The sequence below is a fragment of the Microcoleus sp. genome (assembly GCF_049646505.1).
GTDB lineage: Bacteria > Cyanobacteriota > Cyanobacteriia > Cyanobacteriales > Microcoleaceae > Microcoleus.
The window spans coordinates 36,882-59,980 of sequence record NZ_JBARVX010000020.1 but is presented as its reverse complement, the minus strand read 5'-3'; the positions used below and the strand labels follow the sequence as shown (position 1 = coordinate 59,980).

Sequence of the window (23,099 nt, the reverse complement as noted above, 5' to 3'; positions counted from 1 at the left end):
GTGTGAACCGCTTTCTCTCTGGCGCTTTATTAATGTATCAACTCTCCCCTGAGTTGTCAAGCGTTTTGGAAAACTTTTTTTGATTTTTTTTAAAACCATACACCGTAAGGGTTGCCACTGCTGAGTTAAGTCAACTCTGCTATTGCCGGGTTCTGCTTCTCCGGATCTCGCTTCTTTCGATCGGTATTAGTAAGGTTTTTCAGGGGACTCTTCCGCCAATAGGTAGAATATCTGTACAGACAGATGTTCTATATATATATGTGTTCGATCGCCCATGAAAAACCCTACTACTCGCCCTAGCACCTTGTTCGTTACCTGCGCTTCACTGCTGATCGGCTGCACTCAGACCAACACTCCCCAGACCTCAACTACTTCGCCATCTCCAACAGCTTCGCCACAGAGTTCGGGTGCGGGGAACTCTACCGCTATTCCCGTTGGGGTTGGGGTGGCGCAAACCAGCAATGTGGCTTTACTGGGTCAAGAACAGGTGGCTGGGGCAAAAATTGCCGAGAAGTATTTCAACGACAAGGGCGGTGTGGATGGGACGCCGATTAAACTGGTGTTCCAGGATACGAGTGGAGACGAACAGGGGGCGATCAATGCTTTTAATACTCTAATCAATCAGGATCGGGTGGTGGGTATTGTGGGGCCAACCCTCTCGCAGCAGGCTTTTAGTGCCGATCCGATCGCCGATCGAGCCAAAGTACCGGTTCTCGGCCCCTCTAACACGGCTAAAGGCATTCCCCAGATTGGCGATTATGTGGCCAGAGTCTCCGCGCCTGTAGCCGTGGTAGCACCTAATGCCGTGAAAGCGGCCCTCAAGCAAAATCCGAATATTAAGAAAGTAGCCGTGTTTTTTGCTCAGAATGATGCTTTTAGCAAATCTGAGACTGAAACTTTCCAGACAACGGTTAAAGATATGGGGCTGGAATTGGCAACAGTCCAAAAATTCTTGACTACTGATACAGATTTCCAATCTCAAGCCACTAATGCGATAAATGTCAAGCCCGATCTGATAATTATTTCCGGGTTGGCTGCGGATGGAGGCAATTTAATTAAGCAGTTGCGGGAGTTGGGTTACAAAGGCGTTATTATTGGGGGCAACGGTCTGAATACTTCCAACGTATTTACTGTTTGCAAGGCTCTTTGCGATGGGGTTTTGATTGCCCAAGCATACAGCCCGGAATATGAAAATGAGATCAATAAGGCTTTCCGGGACGCTTATCGCGCCCAATTTAAGAAAGAACCGCCTCAGTTTAGCGCTCAAGCTTTTACCGGGGTACAAGTTTTTGTTGAGTCATTAAAGGCAATTAATGCTCAGTCTAAAATTAGTGAAAAGCCTTTAGCAGAATTGCGGACAAAGCTGAATCAGCAGTTGTTGATAGGCAAGTACGATACGCCTTTAGGGGAAATTTCTTTTACGCCGGAAGGTGAAATCAATCAGAAAGAGTTTTATGTGGCACGGATTAAAATGGATGCAGATGGAAATAACGGTAAGTTTGAGTTTTTGAAATAAACGAAGAAAGAAAAATTTGAGCTTGTTTGTGGTTGAATGACTTAAAGTTGATGCTCATTTTTTAACTGGCGATGGACTTAACTCTGTTTCTGCAACAATTTCTGAATGGTTTGTCGATCGGCAGCGTGTATGCTATTTTTGCACTGGGATACACGCTGGTGTTTTCTATTCTAGGAATTATTAATTTTGCTCACGGTGCAGTCTTTACTTTGGGTGCTTATTTCACCTATACACTGATGGGGGGCGCTTTCGGTTTTAACGGGTTGTTAGCTAATGCGAGAATTCCCGTACAATTGCCTTTTGCTGTGGCGCTAATTTTGGGCAGTACGCTGGCTGGTTTGGTGGGAGTAATTGTGGAAAGAGTTGCTTTTTTGCCTTTACGCCGCAGAAACTCAGATCCTTTGCTGACAGTGGTTTCTAGTTTGGGGGCGGCAGTGGCGATCGCCAATATCATTCAATATCTAGTCGGGGCTGAGATTTACACTTTTCCAGCTAATACTTACGGTAATTTGCCAGCAGCTATTAACTTTGGTACGGCGAACCGACAGATTCCGATTCGCACTGTGCAAATAGTGATTTTTGGGGTAGCTGTGGCGATTGTTAGCCTGCTAACTTACTTGATAAATTTTACAAAATTTGGTAAAGCAATGCAGGCGGTGGCAGAAGATGCTACTACTTCTAGTTTGTTAGGGATTAATACTGACAGGTATATTGTTTTGACGTTTTTTGCGAGCAGTTTTCTGGCGGGTTTGGCGGGGGGTTTGGTGGGTTCTAGTGTGAGTATTGCTGGGCCGTATTTTGGAATTGCTTTTGGTTTGAAGGGTTTGGCTGTGATTGTGCTTGGTGGCTTGGGGAGTATTCCTGGGGCTGTTTTTGGTGGGTTTATTATTGGTTTGGTGGAGGCTTTTGTTCCTGGTGATTTTTCTGCTTATAAGGATGCTGTGGCTTTTGCGATATTGTTTATTATGCTATTGGTTAGGCCGCAGGGTTTGTTTGGACGGCGTTTGATTCAGAAAGTGTAGGATGATTGAAATTGGGGCAACCACGGGGGATTGCCCCTACAGAAACTAATTAGATCGGAATGATTTAACCGCAGAGGACGCAGAGGACGCAGAGAAAGAGAAGAGAGAAATGAATGATTGTGATGGGACTGCATTGGAGATAAAGTTGGTATTTAAGTATGTTTATTATTTAAAATAAAATCATGGCTGCATTTTTTACTACTTACGGGTTTCTGATTGTCTCGATGTTGCTGGGTGCAATGTTGGGAATGTCGTTATATTTGCCTTTGATGACTGGGCAATTGTCTCTGGCTAGCCCCGGTTTTTATGCGTTGGGTGGGTATATTGCGGCGATTTTGTCTGCGACGGTGTTTAAGCAGACAGGGGGTTTGTTTCCTCTGCCATTGCTGTTGGTGGAGATGATAATTGCAGGGGTTGTTTCTGGGTTGTTGGGGATTTTGGTGGGAATTCCGGCGCTGCGGTTGAGCGGGATTTATTTGGCGATCGCCACTATTGCTTTTGTGGAAATTCTGCGGGTTTTATCGCTGAATCTCGATATCACTGGCGGGGCTGTGGGTATTTTTGGAATTCCGCAACCGTTTGCGACGCCGATCGAGTATTTGTGGATTGTACTGCCTTTGCTGCTGGTAAGCATGGCGATTGTCTATCGGCTGGAACGGATTCGGGTGGGGCGGGCTTTTGCGGCGATTCGGGCTGATGAGTTGGCTGCCGATGCGATCGGCATTAACCCGACTTTTTATAAGGTTCTGGCTTTCGCGTTAGGTGCTATTTTAGCAGGGGTTGTCGGTGCTGTTAGCGCTCATTTTCTGAATACTTGGAACGCGCGTCAAGGGACTTTTGATGCTAGTATTATTTACTTGACTTCTGTGTTGATTGGTGGTAGCAGAACGTTTCTGGGAGCAGTTTTGGGTGGGATGGTGTTTACAGCTTTACCGGAGGTGTTGAGGGGAATGGCGACTATTCAGGGATTGCCGGTTTGGTTGGCGCAATTTCTGCGGGATGGGCGGTTAATTGTGTTTGGGGTGCTGATTGTTCTGGGGACGATATTTTTTCCGCAAGGTTTGGTAACGCCGGAGTTGTTGAAGAAGTTTAGAAAGGGCGATCGCACTTCTGTTTAGGCGATTATATTATTCGCAGCTAAGTTTATTCACTGCGGCTGAGAAGAAAGTTTAATCGAGAAAAAGTAAGGTGTATCTCCTCCGATTTTTGACAAGAGAACGATATAATCTCGACTGCCTAGATTTCTTTCAATCTTTCCTGGCTTAGAACGAGTAGCAGTTGCTTCAGTTATTGTCAATTAACTGCACAATCCGCCGAGTTTAAACCCCGGCTTATGGCTAAAGCCGTCTCAAGACGACTGAAAAATTCGATCGGGTTAATGAGATGTTTAATGAATTCTATCAACTCGGCTCGCTCGACCATAATCAATAAGGTTCGTAGTGAGGATAGAAGTCCTCACTACGAACTGTTGCTGACTAAAGTCCTCAGTGCGGGGAACCGTTTTGATAACTGGCAATCGAACGAAGACGATATTATTCAGTTTTCTGTGACAGGACTTTCGCCCGATGCCAGGGGTTTAAAACCCTGGCGGTAAGCCAGTACACCCTACTAATTTCTAACCCCGATTCTTTTCCGACCAAATGCGCGTTGGCAGTCCCCAAATGTAGACAAATCCTTCCGCTGCTTTGTGATCGAATTCATCCTCTGCGCCGTAGGTTGCTAAGTCGAAACTGTACAGCGATTTTTCGGATTTGCGGCCGACAATTGTGGCATTTCCTTTGAACAGTTTGATTCGCACGCTTCCAGTTACTCGCTTTTGCGTGTCCTGAATAAATGCGTCTAAAGCGGTTTTCAAAGGGTTGTACCAAAGACCGTTGTAAATCATTTGGCTGTATGTTTCTTCGATGCCTCGCTTGTACCGGGTGACATCTGCTGTCAGGGTTAAGCTTTCTAAGTCTCGGTGCGCGTGCATCAAAACTAAAATCGCCGGCGTTTCGTAAATTTCCCGCGATTTAATTCCGACTAGGCGGTTTTCAATCATGTCGATGCGCCCGACTCCGTGATTTCCAACTATTTCGTTGAGTTGGGTAATTAAGGCGACTGGGGCTAAATCTTTGCCGTTCAAACTAACAGGATTTCCGCCGTCGAAACCGATTTCAATGTATTCGGGCGTGTCGGGAGTTTGTTCGATCGCCTTTGTCATCAAAAATACCTCTTCCGGCGGTTCCGCCCACGGATCTTCGAGGATTCCAGCTTCGATCGCCATTCCTAACAAATTGCGGTCGATACTGTAAGGTGAAGACTTTTTCACCGGCGACGGAATGCCGCATTTTTCACCGTAAGCAATAGTTTCCTCCCGGCTCATTTTCCACTCCCGCGCCGGTGCTAAAATTTTAATTTTCGGATTTAGCGCGCCGATCGACACATCAAACCGCACTTGATCGTTTCCTTTGCCCGTACAACCGTGGGCGATGGCATCTGCACCGTATTTTTCGGCAGCTTCTACTAACAATTTAGCAATCAGCGGGCGAGCCAGCGCCGTAGAAAGCGGATACCGATTTTCGTAAAGCGCGTTAGCTTGAATGGCTGGAAACGCATAATCTTTGACAAATTCCTCGGTAGCATCGATTACCAGCGATTCCGAAGCACCGGATGCTAAAGCTTTTTTGCGGATCGGTTCTAACTCGTCTCCCTGTCCCAAATCCGCCGCCAGAGTAATTACCTCTTCGACACCCCACTCGTTTTTGAGGTAAGGAATGCAGACGGAGGTATCGACTCCGCCGGAATATGCTAGCACAACTTTTGTAGCGCGACTCATTGCTATTTACATCCTGAATTTAACCGACTTTTTATTATGCACCTAATTGAGATCGATTCTTGTCAGAAATAGTACAGATTTAGATATTCTTTTTTTGCTAAACTTTGCTATTTTCCGACCCAACTGCTGCGAAAAATCTGCTACCGTGGGATACGGTAACTGTGGTGATGGGGAAAAGCCGTGTTTTTTAGTGTTGTGATTCCGACGTACAATCGTAAACCCATTTTGGAAAAATGTCTACTGGCTCTGGAAAATCAGCAGTTTGGTAACAGTGTCACAGATTATGAGGTGATTGTAGTCGATGATGGCTCGACGGATTCGACGATCGAGTGGTTGGCGGCAAATGCCGACTTGTTACCGCACGTGCGATCGATCTGTCAATCTCACCAAGGCCCCGCCGCCGCCCGAAATTTGGGCGTTGAACAGGCAAAGGGCGATACGATTATTTTTATTGACAGCGATTTGGTCGTTACGGAGCATTTTTTGCAAGCACACGCAGATGCTTTACTGCAGGGCTACAAGGATACTGATGCGGTTTTCACTTACGGCAGCGTGATTAATACTTGCAATTTTGAAAATCCCACGTCGGAACCTTACAAAATAACGGATTTTTCGGCGGCTTATTTTGCTACCGGAAATGTGGCGATCGCCCGCCATTGGCTGTTGGAAGCTGGACTGTTTGACAATCGCTTTCAACTTTACGGATGGGAAGATTTAGAATTGGGTGTCAGGTTAAAAAAATTAGGTTTAAAATTGATTAAATGTCCGGAGGCTGTCGGCTACCACTGGCACGCAGCTTTTGACTTAGAGCAAATACCCGGCATGATTGACCGAGAAATTCAGCGCGGGAGAATGGGAGTTTTGTTTTATCAAAAACACCCAAGTTGGGACGTGAGGCTGATGATTCAAATGACTGTTCTGCATCAAATACTGTGGGGAGTTTTATCTTTGGGCGGGATGCTGAACGAGCGCACGATGAAACCTTTTTTGCAGTGGCTAATTGACCGAGGTAAACCGCAGTTAGCTTTAGAAATAGCTCGGGTTTTTCTGAATTGGTATAACGTGAAAGCCGTGTATGCTGCTTACGGTGAGTTGCAGGCTGATACCGAGATGCCATAAATTAGTTGAGATCCCCAAACAAAATATAAGATATTGTCAGAGCTTGTCTGAGCTTGTGTAGTTGCTGTTTAGAGTAAGTAAATCTACCGAAAAAACAAGTCCGAACAACCGGATAAATAAAGGCAACACAAAGCTTGAAACGCTAGACATCTCGAATAATTCTCGTTTCGCAGCCCTCCTGCTGTTTACAGACTTTTTAAGATTCGTCTGCGGTAAAAGTTTTACGTTTAATGTAAAGTTGCGTGCTGCGTCAGTGATTTGAGGATTATCGGCTGTGAAAGTCGATCGCCTCAGATAACTTTGTCCGCAAAAGGTTTAAAAATTTAAACATTTTTGATACAATTACTACAAATATAGGGGGTGTGCTACTTTGGCGATCGGACAGTTCCACCGCCTCAACCGCAAAAAAAGGCTGAGAGTCTGATTTGTGCTGATATAAGCTAATAAAAGCATAGTATACAGTCGCTGATTGACCCTGCCCAAAAACGGATGCAAGCTCCCGACGCCTGTCGCCAGCCGCCCAAATTTTTAGACTCCTGTTAAATCTCCCAGATTCATCTGCCACAAGTAAATCTAAAATCTAAAATCCCAAATCGAATAACTGCCAGCGCTCCCAAAACAAGAGGGGGAGCAGATAGAAACTTGCATCGATCAAATCCGCGCCATAGAGCAACATCTACCAGATAGTCTTTCTCCGGGAAGCTAACGGTTTTATTTTTTCAAAATCAGGAAATCTTCCAACTTTTAATCTCGGTTTTTCAAAAATGTGATGGATATGTTATGAAAGAATCTGACAAAAAATACGCAAAAGCACAAACACTGGCATCTGAAACTCCTAGCTTAGAACAAAACATTTTAATCGTTGACGACCATCCAGAAAGCTTGCGCCTTTTATCCCAGTTTTTGTCTAAGCGGGGATACAAAGCGCGACCGACACGGGATGGCAAATTGGCTCTCAAATTCGCTCGTTCGACTCCACCGGATTTGATTTTGCTGGACATCAGAATGCCCGGTATGGATGGCTATGAAGTTTGCGAACAGCTAAAAGCTTGTCCCGAAACCAAAGATATTCCCGTAATTTTTATCAGCTCTTTAAATGAAGTATTTGATAAAGTCAAAGGTTTCGCGCTGGGGGCGGTAGACTACATTACTAAACCGTTTGAAATAGAAGAAGTAGTAGCTCGCGTCGAAAATCAACTGCTGCTGAGCCGACTTTCCCAGCAAATTCTAGCACAAAATGCGCGGCTTCAAACAGAAATAGAAGAACGCCAGCGGCTGGAAACACAACTGCGAGAAAGCCAGCAGTGGCTGTCGGCAATAATTAAAATGAATCCTAATGTTTTGTATGTTTACGATATGCTAGAACAGCGGATTTTATATCTCAATCGCGAACTGTATACCGATCTTGGCTACTCGCTGACAGAAATACAGCAAATGCCAGCAGCATTTCTTCCTAACTTGATCCACCCTGACGATTTGCCGGCATTCTCAGAACACATGAGCCAGATTGAAACATCAAAAGACGGCGAAAGTTTTGAATTGGAGTACCGAATTCAGCACAAAAACGGTGAATATCGCTGGTTTCTCAGCCTGGATACCGTGTTTGTCAGAACAGCGGAGGGCAAACCTTGGAAGTTTCTGGGAACTGCTACTGAAATTAGCGATCGCAAACAAGCAGAACTAGAACTGAAAACAGCTTTAGCTGCTTTGGAACGGCAAATCAAGCAAAGATTTTTGCTAGAAACAATTACTCTGGAAATTCGCTACAGCTTAAAGCAGGATCGAGTGTTTCAAACAGCATCAGCCCAAATATGTCGAGTTTTTAATGCCGATAGTTGCTTGATTCACACCTACACCGAAGATCCAATTCCCCGCCTTCTTTGTGTGGCTCAATACACAAAAATTGAATCACAATCGCTTTCAGATTTAGAAATTCCTGTGGAGGGCAACGACCACGTTCAGCTTGTGTTGTCCCAAGATAAAGTTGTAGTTTCTGACGATGTTTTTGCCGATCCGCTACTAGCAAATGTTAGAGATTTGTGCAGTCAAATAGGTTTGAAGTCGATGATAGCCGTGCGGACTTCCTACCAGGGAAAAGCCAACGGAATGATGTGCTTGCACCAGTACGATCGCCGCAAGTGGACGCAAGACGAGATCGGATTATTGAAAACTGTGGCGGCACAAATGGGAATTGCGATCGCCCAAGCCAATCTTCTCGAACAAGACAAACAGCAGCGGCTGAAATTGCAACAAAGCGAAGCGAGTCTAGCTGCAGCCCAGAAAATTGCCCGTATCGGCAGTTGGGAATTTGATATTATAGCAAATAAGATTACTTGGTCAGAAGAAGTATTCCGCATTTTTGGTTTGGACTCAACCGCATCTGAACCGACATACATCCAACTTTTACGGATGTATCATCCCGACGACAGAGACTCCTTCAAAGAAACTGTCGGCCTCGCTATTTCGCAAGGAATTTCCTACAAAAAAGAATTGCGGATTTTGCATTCTAGCGGTCAAATCAGATACGTGGAAGCAAGGGGAACATCTGTTTTTACCGAAACCGGAGAAGTAATCAAACTGTTGGGAACAGTCATGGATATCACCGATCGCAAACAAGCACAAGCAGCTTTGCAAATTAGCGAAGAACGTTTTTATCTGGCATTTGAAGGCAGTGCGATGGGATTGTGGGACTGGAATATTGCCGCGGGAGAAGTCTATTTTAATCCGCGCTGGAAAACGATGCTGGGATATGAAATTGAGGAGATAGAAAATAGTTTCGCATCCTGGCAGCAACTGGTACATCCAGAGGATTTGCCATCGGCTACAGCAGCGATAAATGCTCACTGGCAAGGCAAAGAAGCGACTTACGAAGTGGAATTTAGGATGTTGGCAAAATCCGGCGAGTGGAAGTGGATTTTGGCTCAAGGGAAGGTGATGGAACGGGATGCTTGGGGAAATTCTTTGCGGATGACGGGCACGCACATTGATATTAGCGATCGCAAACAAGCAGAAGTAGATTTGCAATTTAGCGAACAGCGAGAACGAGAAAAAGCCCAACAGTTAGCACAAACTCTGGAACACTTAAAAAATGCTCAATCCCATCTTATTCAAGCCGAAAAAATGTCAAGTATCGGGCAAATGGTAGCGGGAGTTGCCCACGAAATTAATAACCCGATCAGCTTCATTTACGGCAATATTGTTCCGGCCGCACAGTACGCTGGCGATTTAATAAAATTGCTCCAGATATACCAGCAACACTATCCCGAACCAGTTCCCGAAATGGCCGAAAAATTAGCCGAAGTGGATGTAGATTTTATCGCTGAAGATTTTCCAAAAATTATGGCTTCAATGAAAGGAGGTGCTAACCGAATCAAGCAAATTGTGTTGTCTTTGAGAAACTTTTCGAGACTGGATGAAAAAGATTTAAAATTAACAGATATTCATGAAGGTGTCGAGAGCAGTTTGGTGATTTTACAGCACCGATTGCAGTCACAGCCAAAACGTGGGGAAATTCAAATTATTAAAAATTACGGCGAACTGCCAAAAATCGAGTGTTATCCGGCGCAATTAAACCAGGTATTTATGAATTTGCTGTTAAATGCGATCGATGCTGTGGAAGAGTCATTAGTCATCAGTCATTCGTCATTAGCAAACAATATTTCAACAGTTGCAAATGATGCTGGACAAATGTTTGAGCAAAATCCTCAGATTCGCATTAGCACTGAAATAAATAGGGACAATCAAGTTGTTGTGCGGATTGCTGACAGCGGGCCCGGTATCGCTGCAGAGGTGCAGTCAAGGATGTTTGACCCGTTTTTTACTACAAAGCCGATCGGCAGCGGTACTGGTTTGGGGTTGTCGATCAGTTACCAAATTGTCAAAGACACGCACGGCGGTAAGTTGGAGTGTCATTCAGAGGTTGGGCGGGGAACAGAATTTGCGATCGAACTGCCGATTTCGCAAAAAGTGAAAACTAAAACAGGTTTGCAGTGAGGACTTTAGTCGCATAAATCAGCGGACTAAAGTCCGAACGATCAAACCTTTTGTTAAGGCTAATTGACGGCAAATAACATCAAACCCTGACATTTGATTCGATTTTTCATGGAAACCATCTGTGGTCTAATTTGATCTTATCTTAATCGTGATAGAATTAAAAGCTACTTTTTTCGCTGCTAGACGTTGCACTCTTTCTCTTGGGAATGAATTTAACAGTTGATTTCATACATATTATCTCAACTCGCGTCTGTAGCATCTACTACATTTTAACTGAATTATGACTGACTCAATTCGCTTCCTGATGTGCGCTCCCGACCACTACGATGTCGATTACGTGATTAACCCTTGGATGGAGGGTAACGTCCACAAATCATCGCGCGATCGCGCCGCCGAACAGTGGGAAAAACTTTACCACATCCTCAAAGACAAGGCGGTAGTAGACTTGGTACCACCGGAAAAAGGCTGGCCGGATATGGTTTTCACAGCCAATGCAGGCTTGCTTTTAGGCAAAACTTTTGTCCTCAGCCGTTTCTATCACAAAGAGCGGCAAGGCGAAGAACCCTATTTCAAAGCATGGTTTGAAAGCAAAGGTTTTACCGTGCACGAACTCCCAAAAGACTTGCCGTTTGAGGGTGCTGGCGATGCTTTGCTCGATCGCGAAGGACGCTGGTTGTGGGCAGGGTACGGCTTCCGTTCCGAACTAGACTCGCACCCGCTGCTAGCAAAATGGCTCAACATAGAAGTGCTTTCGCTGCGTTTAGTAGACGAACGTTTCTATCATTTAGATACCTGTTTTTGTCCCCTGACAGGTGGCTATTTGCTCTACTATCCAGCAGCATTTGACTCTTACTCGAACCGCTTAATTGAAATGCGAGTTGCGCCGGAAAAACGCATTGCCATTGAAGAAGCCGATGCCGCCAATTTTGCCTGCAATGCCGTCAATATTGACAAAATTGTGGTAATGAACAAGGTCAGTGAAGCCTTGAAAACGCGCATCACTAAAGCCGGCTTCCAAGTAATTGAAACGCCGCTGAGCGAATTCCTCAAAGCCGGGGGCGCTGCTAAGTGTTTGACGCTCAGGGTAACTGAACCCGTGCAAGAAGATCGATCGGCAAACGTGATGGTCGAAAGCCGCACAATTCACATGGAAGGCCACCTGCTGGATGCTGGTTTGATCAGTCGCGCTTTAGACTTAATTGTCGATCTCGGCGGCAGTTTCCAAGTGCTGAATTTCAATCTGGGAGAGCAGCGGCAAAGCACATCTTCAGCAGACGTTAAAGTTTCGGCTCCTTCCCACGATGTGATGGAAGAAATGATGGGAATGCTGATTGACTTGGGTGCAGTGCCGCCACCGCAAGAGATGTGCGATGCTATTTTAGAACCTGTAGTGCAAGATGGTGTCGGGCCGGATGACTTTTATGTTACTACGATTTATCCCACGGAAGTGCGGGTAAACGGTCAGTGGGTGAAAGCGCAAAATCAGCGGATGGACGGTGCAGTTGCTATTACTGAAACGGCTGATGGTCTAGTGGCTAAATGCAAATTATTGCGCGATCTAAAAGTAGGTGAAAAAGTCGTTGTCGATGTGGTCGGCATCCGCACCATCCGCAAAACAGAATCGCGGGAACAGCGCAATTCTCAAGAATTTAGCTTTATGTCTGGTAGCGTTTCTAGCGAGCGCCGGGTAGAGTTGGTGGTGGAACAAGTAGCGTGGGAATTGCGCCAAATTCGCGATCGCGGCGGTAAAGTTGTAGTGACGGCGGGGCCTGTTGTCATCCACACCGGCGGCGGCGAACATTTAGCGCATTTGATTCGCGAAGGTTACGTGCAAGCATTGTTGGGCGGTAATGCGATCGCAGTTCACGACATGGAACAATCGAACATGGGAACCTCTTTGGGGGTTGACATGAAACGCGGCGTTGCTGTGCGCGGCGGACACCGACACCACTTGAAAATAATTAACTTTGTGCGGCGTTACGGGAGTATTGCGAAAGCTGTTGAAGCAGGGCTGGTTACTAACGGCGTGATGTACGAGTGCGTGAAGAACAATATACCGTTTTCTCTGGCCGGTTCGATCCGCGATGACGGGCCGCTTCCCGACACGCAAATGGATTTAGTTAAGGCTCAAGAAGAATATACTGAGCTGTTACGGGGTGCGGATATGGTGTTAATGCTGTCGTCTATGCTGCACTCGATTGGTGTGGGAAATATGACTCCGGCGGGTGTGAAGATGGTTTGTGTGGACATTAATCCGGCGGTGGTGACGAAATTGAGCGATCGGGGGTCGATCGAATCTACGGGAGTTGTTACCGATGTGGGATTGTTCCTGAGTTTGCTGGTGAATCAATTGGATAAATTGACCAGCCGTCATCATGTAGCTCAATCTGTGTAGATTTAGCTAGTAGGGTGCGTCAGATTTGAGACTTGCTAGCAGGAAAAACATAGTTCTGACGCACCGTTTGGCGAGGTGCGTCAGCTTTGAAATTGTTGATTTGCATCGAAAATAATCTTAGCTGACGCACCCTACTTGACTAGCGAGGTGCGTCAGATTTGAGATTGTTGATTTGTACCGAAAATAATCTTAGCTGACGCACCCTACGTAAATTAGACCGTGGCTGGGGCGGGTTTACTGGCTCTTTGGCGCTTTTTTACAGATTTTGGTGCAACCGCCCCTACATCGGCGGCAACGCCGGATTTTCCAATAAAAAGCCTCAGACCCGCAAGTCTGAGGACCGGAGTTCCTGAAAATCGTCACTGAGCAACATTGTCGCTAACGAACAGCACAAAATACAAGGGGGGTGAAACCCAGCACGGCCGTTATTGGCTGGCCCAAATTGCTTCCTGAGTCGCAATGCGAAATCAATTTTTGATTCAACATTTCACTGTGCAAAACAATTTCTATCGCCATTTTACCGATCGCGGTCGATCGCGATGCTTACGTCGGGCAACCTTTCCCCGATCGCAATATAAGGAGCGCCGTGAGTACCCGTATATATTTGAGTCGGGCGGTAAATGCGGTTTGCTTCTAGCTGTTCCTTCCAGTGGGCCAGCCAACCGGCAACCCGGGCGATCGCAAAAACAGGAGTAAATAAGTCGATCGGAATTCCCATTTTCCGATACACCAGACCCGAATAGAAATCTACATTTGCATAAATTCCTTTATGACCCATTTTTTCCTCAACCACTTCTTCCAACAAGATAGCAATGTCGTAATAATCGTCGTGGCCGAAATTTTCAAACAACTGTTCTGCCAACCCTTGAAGAATAGTTGCTCTCGGATCTTTCACCTTGTAAACTCGGTGGCCGAAGCCCATGATTTTTTCCTTATTTTGAATGCACTTCTCAACATAAGGTCGCACGTTTTCTACCGAACCAATTTGGTGCAACATATCAATCACTTCTTCATTTGCTCCCCCGTGCAGCGGCCCAGCCAAAGTGCCAACAGCAGAAGCAATCACCCCGTAAGGGTCTGTTAGTGTCGAAGCTGTTACCATTGCCGAAAATGTAGAAGCATTGATTGTATGTTCGGCGTGGAGAGTCAGACAAGCATCAAAAATCTTAGCCAACAGCGGATCTGGTTCTCGCTCGTTGAGCATATAAAGAAAATTAGCCGAGTAGTTTAAATCGTCCCTCGGCAACAGCGCGTCATTACCCCGCCGCATTTGCTGGAACGCCGCCACCATTGTCGGAATTTTCGCTAGCAGCCGCACGACAGCTTCTCGAATGTATGCTGGGTTAGCCAGAGCTCTGCGCGAGTAGAATAAGCCCAAGGCCGCTGCTGAAGCTTGCAGCGCGTCCATTGGATGTCCTCTTTCAGGAAAGCATTTCATCATATCCCGGATGCGATATTTGATCCGGCGGTGATAGCGAATTTCGTGCTCGAAAGCTTCTAGTTCTTCCTTTGTCGGAAGTACGCCCCAGATTAATAAATATGCAGTTTCCACAAAGGAACTTTTGAGTGCTAGTTCCTCAATGCTAATCCCGCGATATTCTAGCACCCCTTTTTGTCCATCTACATAACTAATGCTGGACAAGGTGGCGGGAACACCTTCTAAACCTGGTTTGAATTCGCCGACGACCATTGCGATACCGTATTGTGTGAGTTGAATCTAATCAAATTACATTAGCAGAAAGCAAGATAGTGTCGCCGCGTTAACAAACAATAATCAATGAATGTGACTATTTGCTGTCTACCCCAGCAAGAACTTGGGCCCAGTCAGCCAGAACATTTGGCTGCGGCCTACTGGGGAACCCGTTTCGGGGAGGATTAAGCCGATGATACCTGCTTTTTTGAGGATGAGGGCATCTTGCGATCGCCCCCAAACCAAAGTTTCCGCCCAATTGCCCAAATCTGGTTGGTGGCCCACCAGGACTAAGCTGCGGCTGCCTGTTTCCTGCCACTGCTTGTACCACTTCAGCCAGTCCCCGATGTCTCCTGACGGTGCCAGGGCTGCAGATTCTGTGATTTTGGAACTCAAGCCGACAGAAAGCAGGATTTGAGCGGTTTGCTGTGCCCGCAGCAGGGGACTGGCGAGAATCAGATCGAACTGAATTTCGAGATCGTAAAGCCGCTGGGCAATTTTTCGAGTTTTACGATCGCCCTGTTTAGTCAGCGGCCGTTCTGAGTCTGTGTCATATTCTTCGGGTTCGGCTGCGATGCCGTGACGGAACAGATATAGATGCACTTTAGCTGTCCTTTTGATTGGTGTGCGATCGCGCTTAGGGGTGAAGTTTGGCGCGATCGACAATTTCGCCTATTCTACAACTGCATTGACCTCGCCCAAAAACCAGTAATTGCTTTCCGACACCAGCGTCTGGGCCAGCCGAAAACTTGAGACTTATTTTCGAGTTCCGAGATTTAATTTTGCAAGTCATATCAAATCCCGTAGCATCCCAATCGTAAAACCCAGTCAACCGTCAACAACCGCGTACACTGCAACCATAATCGCTCTAATTAATCTGCGTTAATCTGCGTTAATCTGCCCTCATCTGCGGTAAAAGAAAGATCGTGTATCACCGCAGATGACAATTGATTGACGCAAATTCACGCAGATGCAGAGAAATCATTAGTCATATCAAATCCCGTAGCATCCCAATCGTAAAACCCAGTCAACCGTCAAAAATCGCGGGCGCGGCCACCTATATCAGGGTAAAACGCATCTAAATTAAATTAAAAAGTGTAAATTTCTGTATTATCAAATAACTCAAAAACCCTTTTTAACATTCTCAATCCTTACCCCGATTGAGCTGCTTGAATCAAAACCTTAAAGTTTGATGAAATTCTAAAAGCTAGATAACTTTTATTTTTAAAGTTGTGTTATATTTCGAGCATTAACTGGCAGACTTTAAACTTTCAACTAAATAACTATTGTCAATTGCCGCTCGATACCGTTTCATTTTTAGACTTTGTTGAGAAGTTTTTTCCGTAGAAGTGCACGAGTAATGTTTTTTTCCTGGTTAATCCTTATGTAGAAAGGGTTCCATCGAATTATATTATTGTTTTTGCAGGATTACCTTGTTACCTTCCAACCTCACGCCCACTTACAGCACAGATTTGTCAAAATAATCTCAATCCCTAATTATACAACCAAAGACCACCTCCATGAACACCAACATCAGCCCGATCCTCAAAGTATTCACCCTCTCCGCCGCCCTTTCCCTAGCCATCAAGTACGCAGGGCCTAGCTTATCCATACCTTCAACCGACTTCAACGCCCTCATCGCCGTCTTTAGCCCCAGTATCATTGTAGCTGCAATCCTCGGCTGGCGATCGCGCCAACAGCAGTAGAAGTGCGATCTTCACAAGGTTTAAAAATTATGTTTTTGCCAAGTTCTTAATTTACCGTACAGCTATCGCAACCAAACTAAAGGCACTCAACACGATTCAAAGAATCACAGAATTAGTAACATTTGATGAATTCATTGACTGGTATCCTGAAAATTCAGCACACCACAACGAGTTACAGAATGGAGAAATTGTTGAGATGCCAAAAGCAACAGGCAAACATTCTAAATTAACAGGTTTTATACTAGCATACATCTACTTTGAAATCCGAAGGCAACAACGGCCCTATTTTATCCCCAAAGAATGCGCGACCAAACCCAGGCGCGCGGCATCGGGAGATGAACCAGATATTATTGTACTTAACGAACAAACCATTGGCAACGAGCCGCGATGGGAGAAATCATTAATTATCGCAATCGGTTCATCAGTCCCCCCTAATCGTCGAGGTAACTAGCACTGATTGGGGGGATGATTATGCCATGATTATGCCCTAAAACTTGAGGCTTATGAGTCAATGGACATCCAAGAATATTGGGTTGTAGACTATCTAGGATTGGGCGGCAGACGGTTCATCGGCAACTCCAAACAACCTACTTTTTCGATTTACCAACTAATTGATAGCGAATATCAAGTCAAACAATTTAGAAGGGAAGAACGGATTGAGTCCCCAACTTTCCCAGAATTGAACCTGACAGCCCAGCAGGTGTTCGCAAAAGGGAATTGAGGAAACAGCTTCTTGTGGTGTCCGAGTAGAGTATCTTAGTTAAGATAGGAGTCAAGTATCTGACGATTATGCCAAGATCCAGTTACTCCCCCTTCTGAAGAGGGAAAACAAAAAATTGCTCGAAGCCCCCCTTCTTAAGCAGGGCTGTTTTATTCTATTGTAGGGGCTGCCCCCAATCCCTGAAACACCTACAAAATCGTGGATGAGGAGGGTATGCACGGGGCACTACCCCTACAAAATCATTGTTTTCTTGAGAATGAAACAGTCCTCCTTCTTAAGGGAGATTTAAGGGGAGCGAAACTTAGCTAGAAACGAGAGATACAAAGAGTTATAGTCTTATAATTCCCAATACTCTACTCCTCAATCTAAAATCTAAAATCTAAAATCGAATGAAGCTAGGACAGTGGATGGGCTTATTAGCCCTCATCGCATCTTGTTACATCCTGTGGCAAATCCGGCAGGCCTTACTGCTGCTGTTTGCCGCCGTCGTCTTAGCCACAGCCTTAAACAGACTAGCACGCTATTTGCAAAAATTCCGACTCCAAAGGTCGATCGCCGTACTTTTATCAATTAGCTTTCTAGTCCTGGTTTTGGTAAGCTTGTTCCTGATAATTGTACCTCCCTTTGCCCAGCAATTTCAACAACTCAACCAAAAAGCACCTGAAGGAATCGCCAAACTCAACGATTGGGTAGATCAAATCGAAGCTCGCTTTTCGGGACAATTCGATCAAAGGCTGCCGAATCTCGATGTCAACGATATTATGCGACAACTGCAACCCTTGTTCAACCAACTTGTGGGAGGTGCAGGAGCCTTTGTCGGCAATACATTAGGCGTTATCCTCAGCTTTTTGTTAGTGTTAGTTTTGACATTGATGACCTTAGCAGATCCCATCTCTTACCGCCAAGCATTTCTACAACTATTTCCCTCTTTTTACCGCAGGCGAATCGATGGTATTTTAGATGAATGCGAAATAGCTCTCGGTAGGTGGGTCATCGGCGCTCTGATTAGCATGAGTGTGATTGCTTTGTTGAGCTTAATTGGTTTGTCAGTTTTGCAAGTTCCCCTACCGCTAGCTCACGCGGTAGTAGCAGGATTTCTTAACTTAATTCCAAATATAGGCCCGACAATCAGCGTCATCCCGCCGATGACGATCGCACTTTTAGACTCTCCCTTACAATCCGGTTTAGTCCTGATTCTTTACTTCCTAATTCAACAGTTTGAAAGCAACATTCTCACTCCCTACGTCATGGCACAGCAAGTATCATTGCTGCCAGCAGTAACATTAATAGCTCAAGTATTTTTCGCCACATTTTTTGGATTTTTAGGACTATTACTTGCCCTGCCTCTCACCGTTGTAGCTCAAGTTTGGATTAGGGAAGTATTAATTAAAGACATCCTCAACCAGTGGGACGCCCATCCTAAAACCTTGGCAGCAATCGATTCTGCGATCGACGAAGAGTACGAATCTTTGGGAGTAAAAAATCACAAGTCAGAAAGCCTTCCAGAACCAAAAACAGACATCCCAGGTTCCGCAGAAAATGACGATACTGTCAATCAATAATTCAGGTTCGATCGTTCGGACTTCAGTCCTTCTTAATTCTCCGAGTGAGAACTGAAGTCCTAGGAGCATCTCCTGCATCGCAAAAAGTTTTTTACAGTGCGAGCATCCCCGCTCGCGTGCTGTGTAAAACACGCGAGCTCGCGACAGCTCGCACTACAAATGCAAAACCCAGATACACCATAATTCCTGATTATCAACCAATAGGGTTTACTTAAGTTATAAGTTGTAGGGTGCGTCGCTCGTTTAATCTGGCGTTTCAGGGCGAGAGTTGTTCTTGGCGACGCACCCTAGGTTCACTAAAAATTTAAGAAATCGCCATCAAAAAAACTAAAAATTAAAACTAAAACTAAAATTATGAGATCGATCGAGGAAATCAACGATAAAATCAGCCAAGGCAAAGCCACAGTCTGGACGATCGAAGAACTCAAAAACCGAGTCAAAGAAACCAGCATTACCCAAGCCGCCAAAGAAGTCGATGTCATCACCACAGGCACCTTCGAGCCAATGGAATCCTCCGGCGCGATCGTCAACCTCGGCCATACCGACCCCCCGATCAAAATCCGCCAGTGCTGGCTGGACGGCGTTTTAGCCTACTCCGGCTTTGGGGCAGTAGACCTGTACTTGGGAGCCACCCAAGTAGCCGAAGACGGCGAAGAATCCCGCGAACGGGGCGGCGGACACGTGATCGAAGACTTAATAGCCGGCAAACCCGTGCAGTTGCGAGCTTTGGGGCAAGTCACAGACTGCTACCCCCGCGCCTCCTTTGAAACCACGATTACCCGCGATACTATCAACCAGTTTTATTTATTCAATCCCCGGAACGCCTATCAAAACTTTATTGTGGGAGTCAACGGGGGCGATCGCCCGCTGTTCACCTACCTCGGCCCCCTGCAACCAAACCTCGGCAACGCCGTGTATTCGAGCCTGGGAGCCATGTCTCCCCTGCTCAACGACCCCCACCTCCAACTCATCGGCATCGGCACCCGCATCTGGCTGGGAGGCGCTCAGGGCTACATCACCTGGGAAGGAACCCAGCACTTCCCGCTGCAAAAACGCCAGCCCAACGGCACCCCCATCGGCCCGGCCGCCACCCTCGCACTCATCGGCGACGCCAAACAAATGAACTCCAAATGGGTGCGCGGCTGCTACTTCAAAAACTACGGCCCGTCGCTGATGCTGGGAGTCGGCATCCCCTTTCCAGTCTTAAACGAAACAGTCGTCGCCAACTGTGCAGTCTCCGACAAAAAAATAGTAGCGCCGGTGGTAGATTTCTCTATCCCCCGGCGCGTTCGTCCCACATTTGGTTTAGTCAGCTACGCTCAATTAAAGACTGGCCGCATCCTCATAGAGGGCAAACCGGTGCGGGCCGCCCCCCTGGCGAGTATGTTTCTCTCGCGGCAAGTAGCATTGGAATTGAAGCAGCAAATTGAAGCAGGTCAATTTACCCTCACGGCCCCAGTTGCTCCCCTACCCACCGACAGAGTATTTCTCCCGCAAGATTTGTGGGGCGCCCAAGTCAGGCTGGAATAAACGATTTTAGATGGGCGATTTTAGATTAACCAGACGTACTAACCGAAAATCTCAAATCTCAAATCTTGCCCTATTCCTCGGGCTTAGGCTTCTTAACCGGCTTAGGAAGAGGTTCCTTGGGTACAGCAGGTGCTGCTGCTGCGGACTTGATGGTAGGACGCCCTACAGGAGCACCGTCACCGCTGGGCCTAGGAGTAAACGGACGCTTGTTTCCTCCTCCTTTGTAGCCACCGGGCGGCTTGCTGCCGGGGGGGAATTTCCGCTTTTTAATCGGCAGGGCGCCAATATTGTTCGCCTGCTCGATAGTCAGACTGTCAGCTTTCAATTTGACGTGGAAATCCCAAAAAAATCCGATCGCCTTTGTTCCTACATCCCCCTTGAGTTTCAGCTTAAAAAACTTCATCTTGTCGTCATTCTTGCGGGGAGCTTGCTTGATTTTGACGATGACATACTTTTCTTCCTCTTGCGATTGTTGATAAATCACCTCGCCTCGAATCGAAAAATAGCCATCTTCAACATCAGGTTCCGAGGGCGACACAGATGCCGTCGATGCTTCGCTGCTAGCCTCAATCTCGCCTGCTTCCAGATTTTCCTCATCCGAAGACGGTTCGGGAGATTTCTTGAGGGTTTCCGGCTCCCAAACTCCCATAATCTGGGCGTGCAAGTTGCCGTCTTCTTGTCTGGTGCGGGGATAGACCACCCACAGGTGTTCTTGTTCCAGATCCAGGTGATTTTTGACTAAACTCATGACTCTACCAAGCAAAACTGCGTCGATGGCAGTTCCGTCGGCAGCAATCAGCATACCTCTGGTGAATTGCTCTTCAGATTGGGTGTAGCGGCCCCGCACCAAACCAACAGCTCGGTACTGTCTGGGTTCGCTGGGGGGGGGAATCGGATGTTGGCGCATGACGGACGGTAGGTCATCGTCGGCCTGACTTTCGTTAGCTGCTGGCTCGCCTGTTGCGGGCACGGAGACTGCGATTGATGGAGTATTGCTGGCAGATTCCGACGGCGCTGCTGGCGCGGAGGGTGCAGGAGCATTGCTCGGCGGGTCTTTTGGCTTTGTTTTGTCCTTGTCGGGGGCAGAACTGTAGCGGGGGCGCTGCAGCGTATCCTTTGACGCTGGTGCGTCTGTTGTCGCTGGTGCGTCTGTTGTCGCTGGCGATCGATTTTCGTCAACAGGTGCAGCCGGCGATGGCGGGGGAGACACGGGACTTTCGTCTGGTGTCTCGGCCGCGGAGGCTGTAACTGCGGGCTGATTCACGGCGGGCTCGCTTGGCTGAGCCTTGCGAGCAGAAGTAGATTTGGACGATTTGGAAGACGGGTTGGGAGAGGGGTTCATAAAAAACTCCTTGCAGCGGAGACACATCCCTTAAGGGAAATTAGGAATAAACTGAAGAAACTGATTTCACAACTACTAGCACCAAACTTAGGGCTTGCGCCGGAAAGTTTGGTTTTGACTCATCAACGCCAGTTTTAAACTTCGCTACGATCGATCGCTCGCTCCGGGATGGGCGGGCTGCTCTAATCCTTGTTGGCAAAGAGTTTGAGAGTTGCTAACTCCAAGAGCGGGTCGATCGGGCGAAAACTGGCACTGGTGGCTAATAGCATTTAGGATATTCAGATACTTCGAGCCCGGACAATCTAGGATATATCCCGATCGAGCGCGTGCTGAATACCTGAGCATCAAACCAGGCAATATTTCGCAATGCTTTGAGGAAAAGCCTCAAGGCGCCGTTCCAATCTCTTTGGAGCAGCTTGCTTATTTTACTTACTCCAATTACCTAGCGGGTCGATCCGCCATCTTTTCGGTAATTTTTAGCTCGACCAAACTAAATTGGACGAAAGTCGCAGTTTTTGGGGCTGCGGGTCTTTGTGTCCCAAATTGTTTGACGAGCGTGGAGTTGCGGGTCTGTTACCATATTAGCTGCAACCAAAAGACTGGTTTGTGAATTGGCACTTTGAAGTTAAGAACTTTTATGGTTACACGGATTGGGTTAAATCGCATACGCCCCTAAGCGATGAGTTAATTCTTAGAAAATAGTAGATTTTAAGTTGGGATAGTTGAATTATGGAAAAAGCAAACAAGCGTCGCGGGTTGATTAGTGTGGTGGTGGTGCTTTCGCTCATCGCTTTTTTGGGATTTTCTCTGGTTCCAATTTTGGACAGTATTCTCAAGGCCAATCAAACAACCGCTACATCGACTCCAACGCCTACTCAGACGGCGCCCTCTGGTGAGAAGCAAGCGCAGTTGCTGCAAGATCAGGTGAGGGGGTACGAATTGGTTTTGCAGCGCGAACCTGACAATGTAACGGCGCTGCGGGGGTTGTTGCAGGTGCGGCTGGAGTTGATCGGACAGGGAGTGGGGGAAATTAAGGATGCGATCCCGCCTTTGGAAAAGTTGGCTAAACTGAATCCCGAGACTACTGAATACGGGATTTTGCTGGCTCAGGCGAAGGAACGCACGGGCGATCGCGAAGGGGCCGCTCAGGCTTACAGGTCAATTTTAGCGTCTGAGCCCGGGGAAATTAAGGCTTTGCAGGGGTTGGTGAATTTGCTGTTGGTGCAGCAAAGGCCCGAAGCTGCGATCGGACTGCTGCAAGATACGCTCAAGGCCGCTCCGGCGCAAAATCAGGCTAAACCGGGAAGTATTGATGTAACTTCGGTGCAGTTGATTTTGGGACAGGTTTATGCTGTGCAGAAGCGCTACGATGAGGCGATCGCGATTTATGACGAATCGGCTAAGGCGAATCCGAAAGATTTTCGCCCGACTTTAGCCAAGGCGATCGTGTTTAAGGAACAGGGCAAAACTGACGAAGCAAAAACGCTGTTCGATCAAGCTAGTGAGTTAGCTCCTCCTAACTACAAAGACCAAATTAATCAGTTAGCTAGCGGCACTCCTTCGCCTTCTCCGGCGGCAGATGCGAGTCCCGAAGCGGCATCTCCAGAACCAGCGGCTTCCCCAAGTCCTGAAGGTGCGCTACCTCAGCCTTAAGGAGAGTTTTGCATGAAAGAATTTTGAGTTTT

Annotated in this window: 17 protein-coding genes and 1 pseudogene; 13 read left to right on the top strand and 5 right to left on the bottom strand. The window is 46.8% G+C overall.

The window, feature by feature from the left end; translation table 11 throughout:
- Positions 1 to 274: 274 nt before the first annotated feature.
- The 4 genes from WBA89_RS01570 to WBA89_RS01555 all read left to right on the top strand — a co-directional run bounded on the left by WBA89_RS01570 (position 275) and on the right by WBA89_RS01555 (position 4,132).
- Complete coding sequence (locus tag WBA89_RS01570) at positions 275 to 1,516, top strand: ABC transporter substrate-binding protein (protein WP_424403429.1); 1,242 nt, start codon at positions 275 to 277, stop codon at positions 1,514 to 1,516.
- A 71-nt stretch (positions 1,517 to 1,587) separates the two neighbouring features.
- A complete protein-coding gene (locus tag WBA89_RS01565; protein ID WP_424403427.1) occupies positions 1,588 to 2,538 on the top strand; it encodes a branched-chain amino acid ABC transporter permease in 951 nt (316 codons plus the stop codon).
- 182 nt (positions 2,539 to 2,720) lie between these two features.
- A complete protein-coding gene (locus WBA89_RS01560; RefSeq protein ID WP_424403425.1) occupies positions 2,721 to 3,656 on the top strand; it encodes a branched-chain amino acid ABC transporter permease in 936 nt (311 codons plus the stop codon).
- 272 nt (positions 3,657 to 3,928) lie between these two features.
- Positions 3,929 to 4,132, top strand: a complete 204-nt coding sequence (locus WBA89_RS01555; protein WP_424403423.1) for a hypothetical protein — start codon at positions 3,929 to 3,931, stop codon at positions 4,130 to 4,132.
- A gap of 21 nt (positions 4,133 to 4,153) precedes the next feature.
- Here the strand turns inward: WBA89_RS01555 and WBA89_RS01550 are convergent, their stop codons facing one another.
- On the bottom strand, positions 4,154 to 5,356 hold the full coding sequence (locus WBA89_RS01550; RefSeq protein ID WP_424403421.1) for an argininosuccinate synthase: 1,203 nt from the start codon (positions 5,354 to 5,356) through the stop codon (positions 4,154 to 4,156).
- Between the two features lie 180 nt (positions 5,357 to 5,536).
- On the opposite strand from WBA89_RS01550, the gene WBA89_RS01545 reads away from it, so the two are divergent.
- The 3 genes from WBA89_RS01545 (at position 5,537) to WBA89_RS01535 (ending at position 12,863) form a co-directional block, all read left to right on the top strand.
- Complete coding sequence (locus WBA89_RS01545; protein WP_424403419.1) at positions 5,537 to 6,475, top strand: glycosyltransferase family 2 protein; 939 nt, start codon at positions 5,537 to 5,539, stop codon at positions 6,473 to 6,475.
- 780 nt (positions 6,476 to 7,255) lie between these two features.
- Positions 7,256 to 10,468 (top strand): PAS domain-containing protein, encoded by a 3,213-nt coding sequence (locus tag WBA89_RS01540; protein WP_424403417.1) that lies wholly within the window; start codon positions 7,256 to 7,258, stop codon positions 10,466 to 10,468.
- 280 nt (positions 10,469 to 10,748) lie between these two features.
- Positions 10,749 to 12,863 carry a TIGR00300 family protein gene (locus WBA89_RS01535; protein WP_424403415.1) on the top strand — a complete coding sequence of 705 codons (2,115 nt, stop codon included), beginning with the start codon at positions 10,749 to 10,751 and terminating at the stop codon, positions 12,861 to 12,863.
- A 517-nt stretch (positions 12,864 to 13,380) separates the two neighbouring features.
- Here the strand turns inward: WBA89_RS01535 and WBA89_RS01530 are convergent.
- Positions 13,381 to 14,553: a citrate synthase gene (locus WBA89_RS01530; RefSeq protein ID WP_424403413.1), complete on the bottom strand. Its 1,173-nt coding sequence runs from the start codon at positions 14,551 to 14,553 to the stop codon at positions 13,381 to 13,383.
- A gap of 108 nt (positions 14,554 to 14,661) precedes the next feature.
- Positions 14,662 to 15,156, bottom strand: a complete 495-nt coding sequence (sixA, locus tag WBA89_RS01525; RefSeq protein WP_424403411.1) for a phosphohistidine phosphatase SixA — start codon at positions 15,154 to 15,156, stop codon at positions 14,662 to 14,664.
- On the opposite strand from sixA, the gene WBA89_RS01520 reads away from it, so the two are divergent.
- The 5 genes and pseudogenes from WBA89_RS01520 to WBA89_RS01500 all read left to right on the top strand — a co-directional run bounded on the left by WBA89_RS01520 (position 15,151) and on the right by WBA89_RS01500 (position 20,072).
- On the top strand, positions 15,151 to 15,306 hold the full coding sequence (locus WBA89_RS01520) for a hypothetical protein (protein WP_424403409.1): 156 nt from the start codon (positions 15,151 to 15,153) through the stop codon (positions 15,304 to 15,306). The genes sixA and WBA89_RS01520 overlap by 6 nt on opposite strands.
- 767 nt (positions 15,307 to 16,073) lie before the next feature.
- Positions 16,074 to 16,259, top strand: coding sequence for a hypothetical protein (locus tag WBA89_RS01515; RefSeq protein ID WP_424403407.1), 186 nt, complete (start codon positions 16,074 to 16,076; stop codon positions 16,257 to 16,259).
- Positions 16,222 to 16,980 (top strand): annotated as a pseudogene (locus WBA89_RS01510) (Uma2 family endonuclease). Before WBA89_RS01515 ends, WBA89_RS01510 begins: the two are co-directional and overlap by 38 nt.
- A gap of 389 nt (positions 16,981 to 17,369) precedes the next feature.
- Positions 17,370 to 18,542: an AI-2E family transporter gene (locus WBA89_RS01505; RefSeq protein ID WP_424403405.1), complete on the top strand. Its 1,173-nt coding sequence runs from the start codon at positions 17,370 to 17,372 to the stop codon at positions 18,540 to 18,542.
- 354 nt (positions 18,543 to 18,896) lie between these two features.
- On the top strand, positions 18,897 to 20,072 hold the full coding sequence (locus WBA89_RS01500; RefSeq protein WP_424403403.1) for a homocysteine biosynthesis protein: 1,176 nt from the start codon (positions 18,897 to 18,899) through the stop codon (positions 20,070 to 20,072).
- 70 nt (positions 20,073 to 20,142) lie between these two features.
- On the opposite strand, the gene WBA89_RS01495 is transcribed toward WBA89_RS01500, so the two are convergent.
- The gene (locus tag WBA89_RS01495) at positions 20,143 to 21,414 is read right to left on the bottom strand and encodes a hypothetical protein (RefSeq protein WP_424403401.1); all 1,272 of its coding nucleotides are present in this window, start codon (positions 21,412 to 21,414) and stop codon (positions 20,143 to 20,145) included.
- Between the two features lie 144 nt (positions 21,415 to 21,558).
- A complete protein-coding gene (locus WBA89_RS01490) occupies positions 21,559 to 21,759 on the bottom strand; it encodes a hypothetical protein (RefSeq protein ID WP_424403399.1) in 201 nt (66 codons plus the stop codon).
- 384 nt (positions 21,760 to 22,143) lie between these two features.
- Between WBA89_RS01490 and WBA89_RS01485 the strand changes: the two genes are divergently transcribed.
- A complete protein-coding gene (locus tag WBA89_RS01485) occupies positions 22,144 to 23,067 on the top strand; it encodes a tetratricopeptide repeat protein (RefSeq protein WP_424403397.1) in 924 nt (307 codons plus the stop codon).
- Positions 23,068 to 23,099 lie beyond the last annotated feature (32 nt).

What these genes read in the sequence shown, in the direction of transcription:
- WBA89_RS01555 (WP_424403423.1), top strand. Translation starts at nt 3,929, where the DNA reads ATGAATTCTATCAACTCGGCTCGCTCGACCATAATCAATAAGGTTCGT.
- WBA89_RS01530 (WP_424403413.1), bottom strand. Translation starts at nt 14,553, where the DNA reads ATGGTCGTCGGCGAATTCAAACCAGGTTTAGAAGGTGTTCCCGCCACC.
- WBA89_RS01560 (WP_424403425.1), top strand. Translation starts at nt 2,721, where the DNA reads ATGGCTGCATTTTTTACTACTTACGGGTTTCTGATTGTCTCGATGTTG.
- WBA89_RS01570 (WP_424403429.1), top strand. Translation starts at nt 275, where the DNA reads ATGAAAAACCCTACTACTCGCCCTAGCACCTTGTTCGTTACCTGCGCT.
- WBA89_RS01550 (WP_424403421.1), bottom strand. Translation starts at nt 5,356, where the DNA reads ATGAGTCGCGCTACAAAAGTTGTGCTAGCATATTCCGGCGGAGTCGAT.
- WBA89_RS01565 (WP_424403427.1), top strand. Translation starts at nt 1,588, where the DNA reads ATGGACTTAACTCTGTTTCTGCAACAATTTCTGAATGGTTTGTCGATC.
- WBA89_RS01535 (WP_424403415.1), top strand. Translation starts at nt 10,749, where the DNA reads ATGACTGACTCAATTCGCTTCCTGATGTGCGCTCCCGACCACTACGAT.
- WBA89_RS01515 (WP_424403407.1), top strand. Translation starts at nt 16,074, where the DNA reads ATGAACACCAACATCAGCCCGATCCTCAAAGTATTCACCCTCTCCGCC.
- WBA89_RS01540 (WP_424403417.1), top strand. Translation starts at nt 7,256, where the DNA reads ATGAAAGAATCTGACAAAAAATACGCAAAAGCACAAACACTGGCATCT.
- WBA89_RS01520 (WP_424403409.1), top strand. Translation starts at nt 15,151, where the DNA reads ATGCACTTTAGCTGTCCTTTTGATTGGTGTGCGATCGCGCTTAGGGGT.
- WBA89_RS01485 (WP_424403397.1), top strand. Translation starts at nt 22,144, where the DNA reads ATGGAAAAAGCAAACAAGCGTCGCGGGTTGATTAGTGTGGTGGTGGTG.
- WBA89_RS01495 (WP_424403401.1), bottom strand. Translation starts at nt 21,414, where the DNA reads ATGAACCCCTCTCCCAACCCGTCTTCCAAATCGTCCAAATCTACTTCT.
- WBA89_RS01500 (WP_424403403.1), top strand. Translation starts at nt 18,897, where the DNA reads ATGAGATCGATCGAGGAAATCAACGATAAAATCAGCCAAGGCAAAGCC.
- WBA89_RS01490 (WP_424403399.1), bottom strand. Translation starts at nt 21,759, where the DNA reads ATGCTCAGGTATTCAGCACGCGCTCGATCGGGATATATCCTAGATTGT.
- WBA89_RS01505 (WP_424403405.1), top strand. Translation starts at nt 17,370, where the DNA reads ATGAAGCTAGGACAGTGGATGGGCTTATTAGCCCTCATCGCATCTTGT.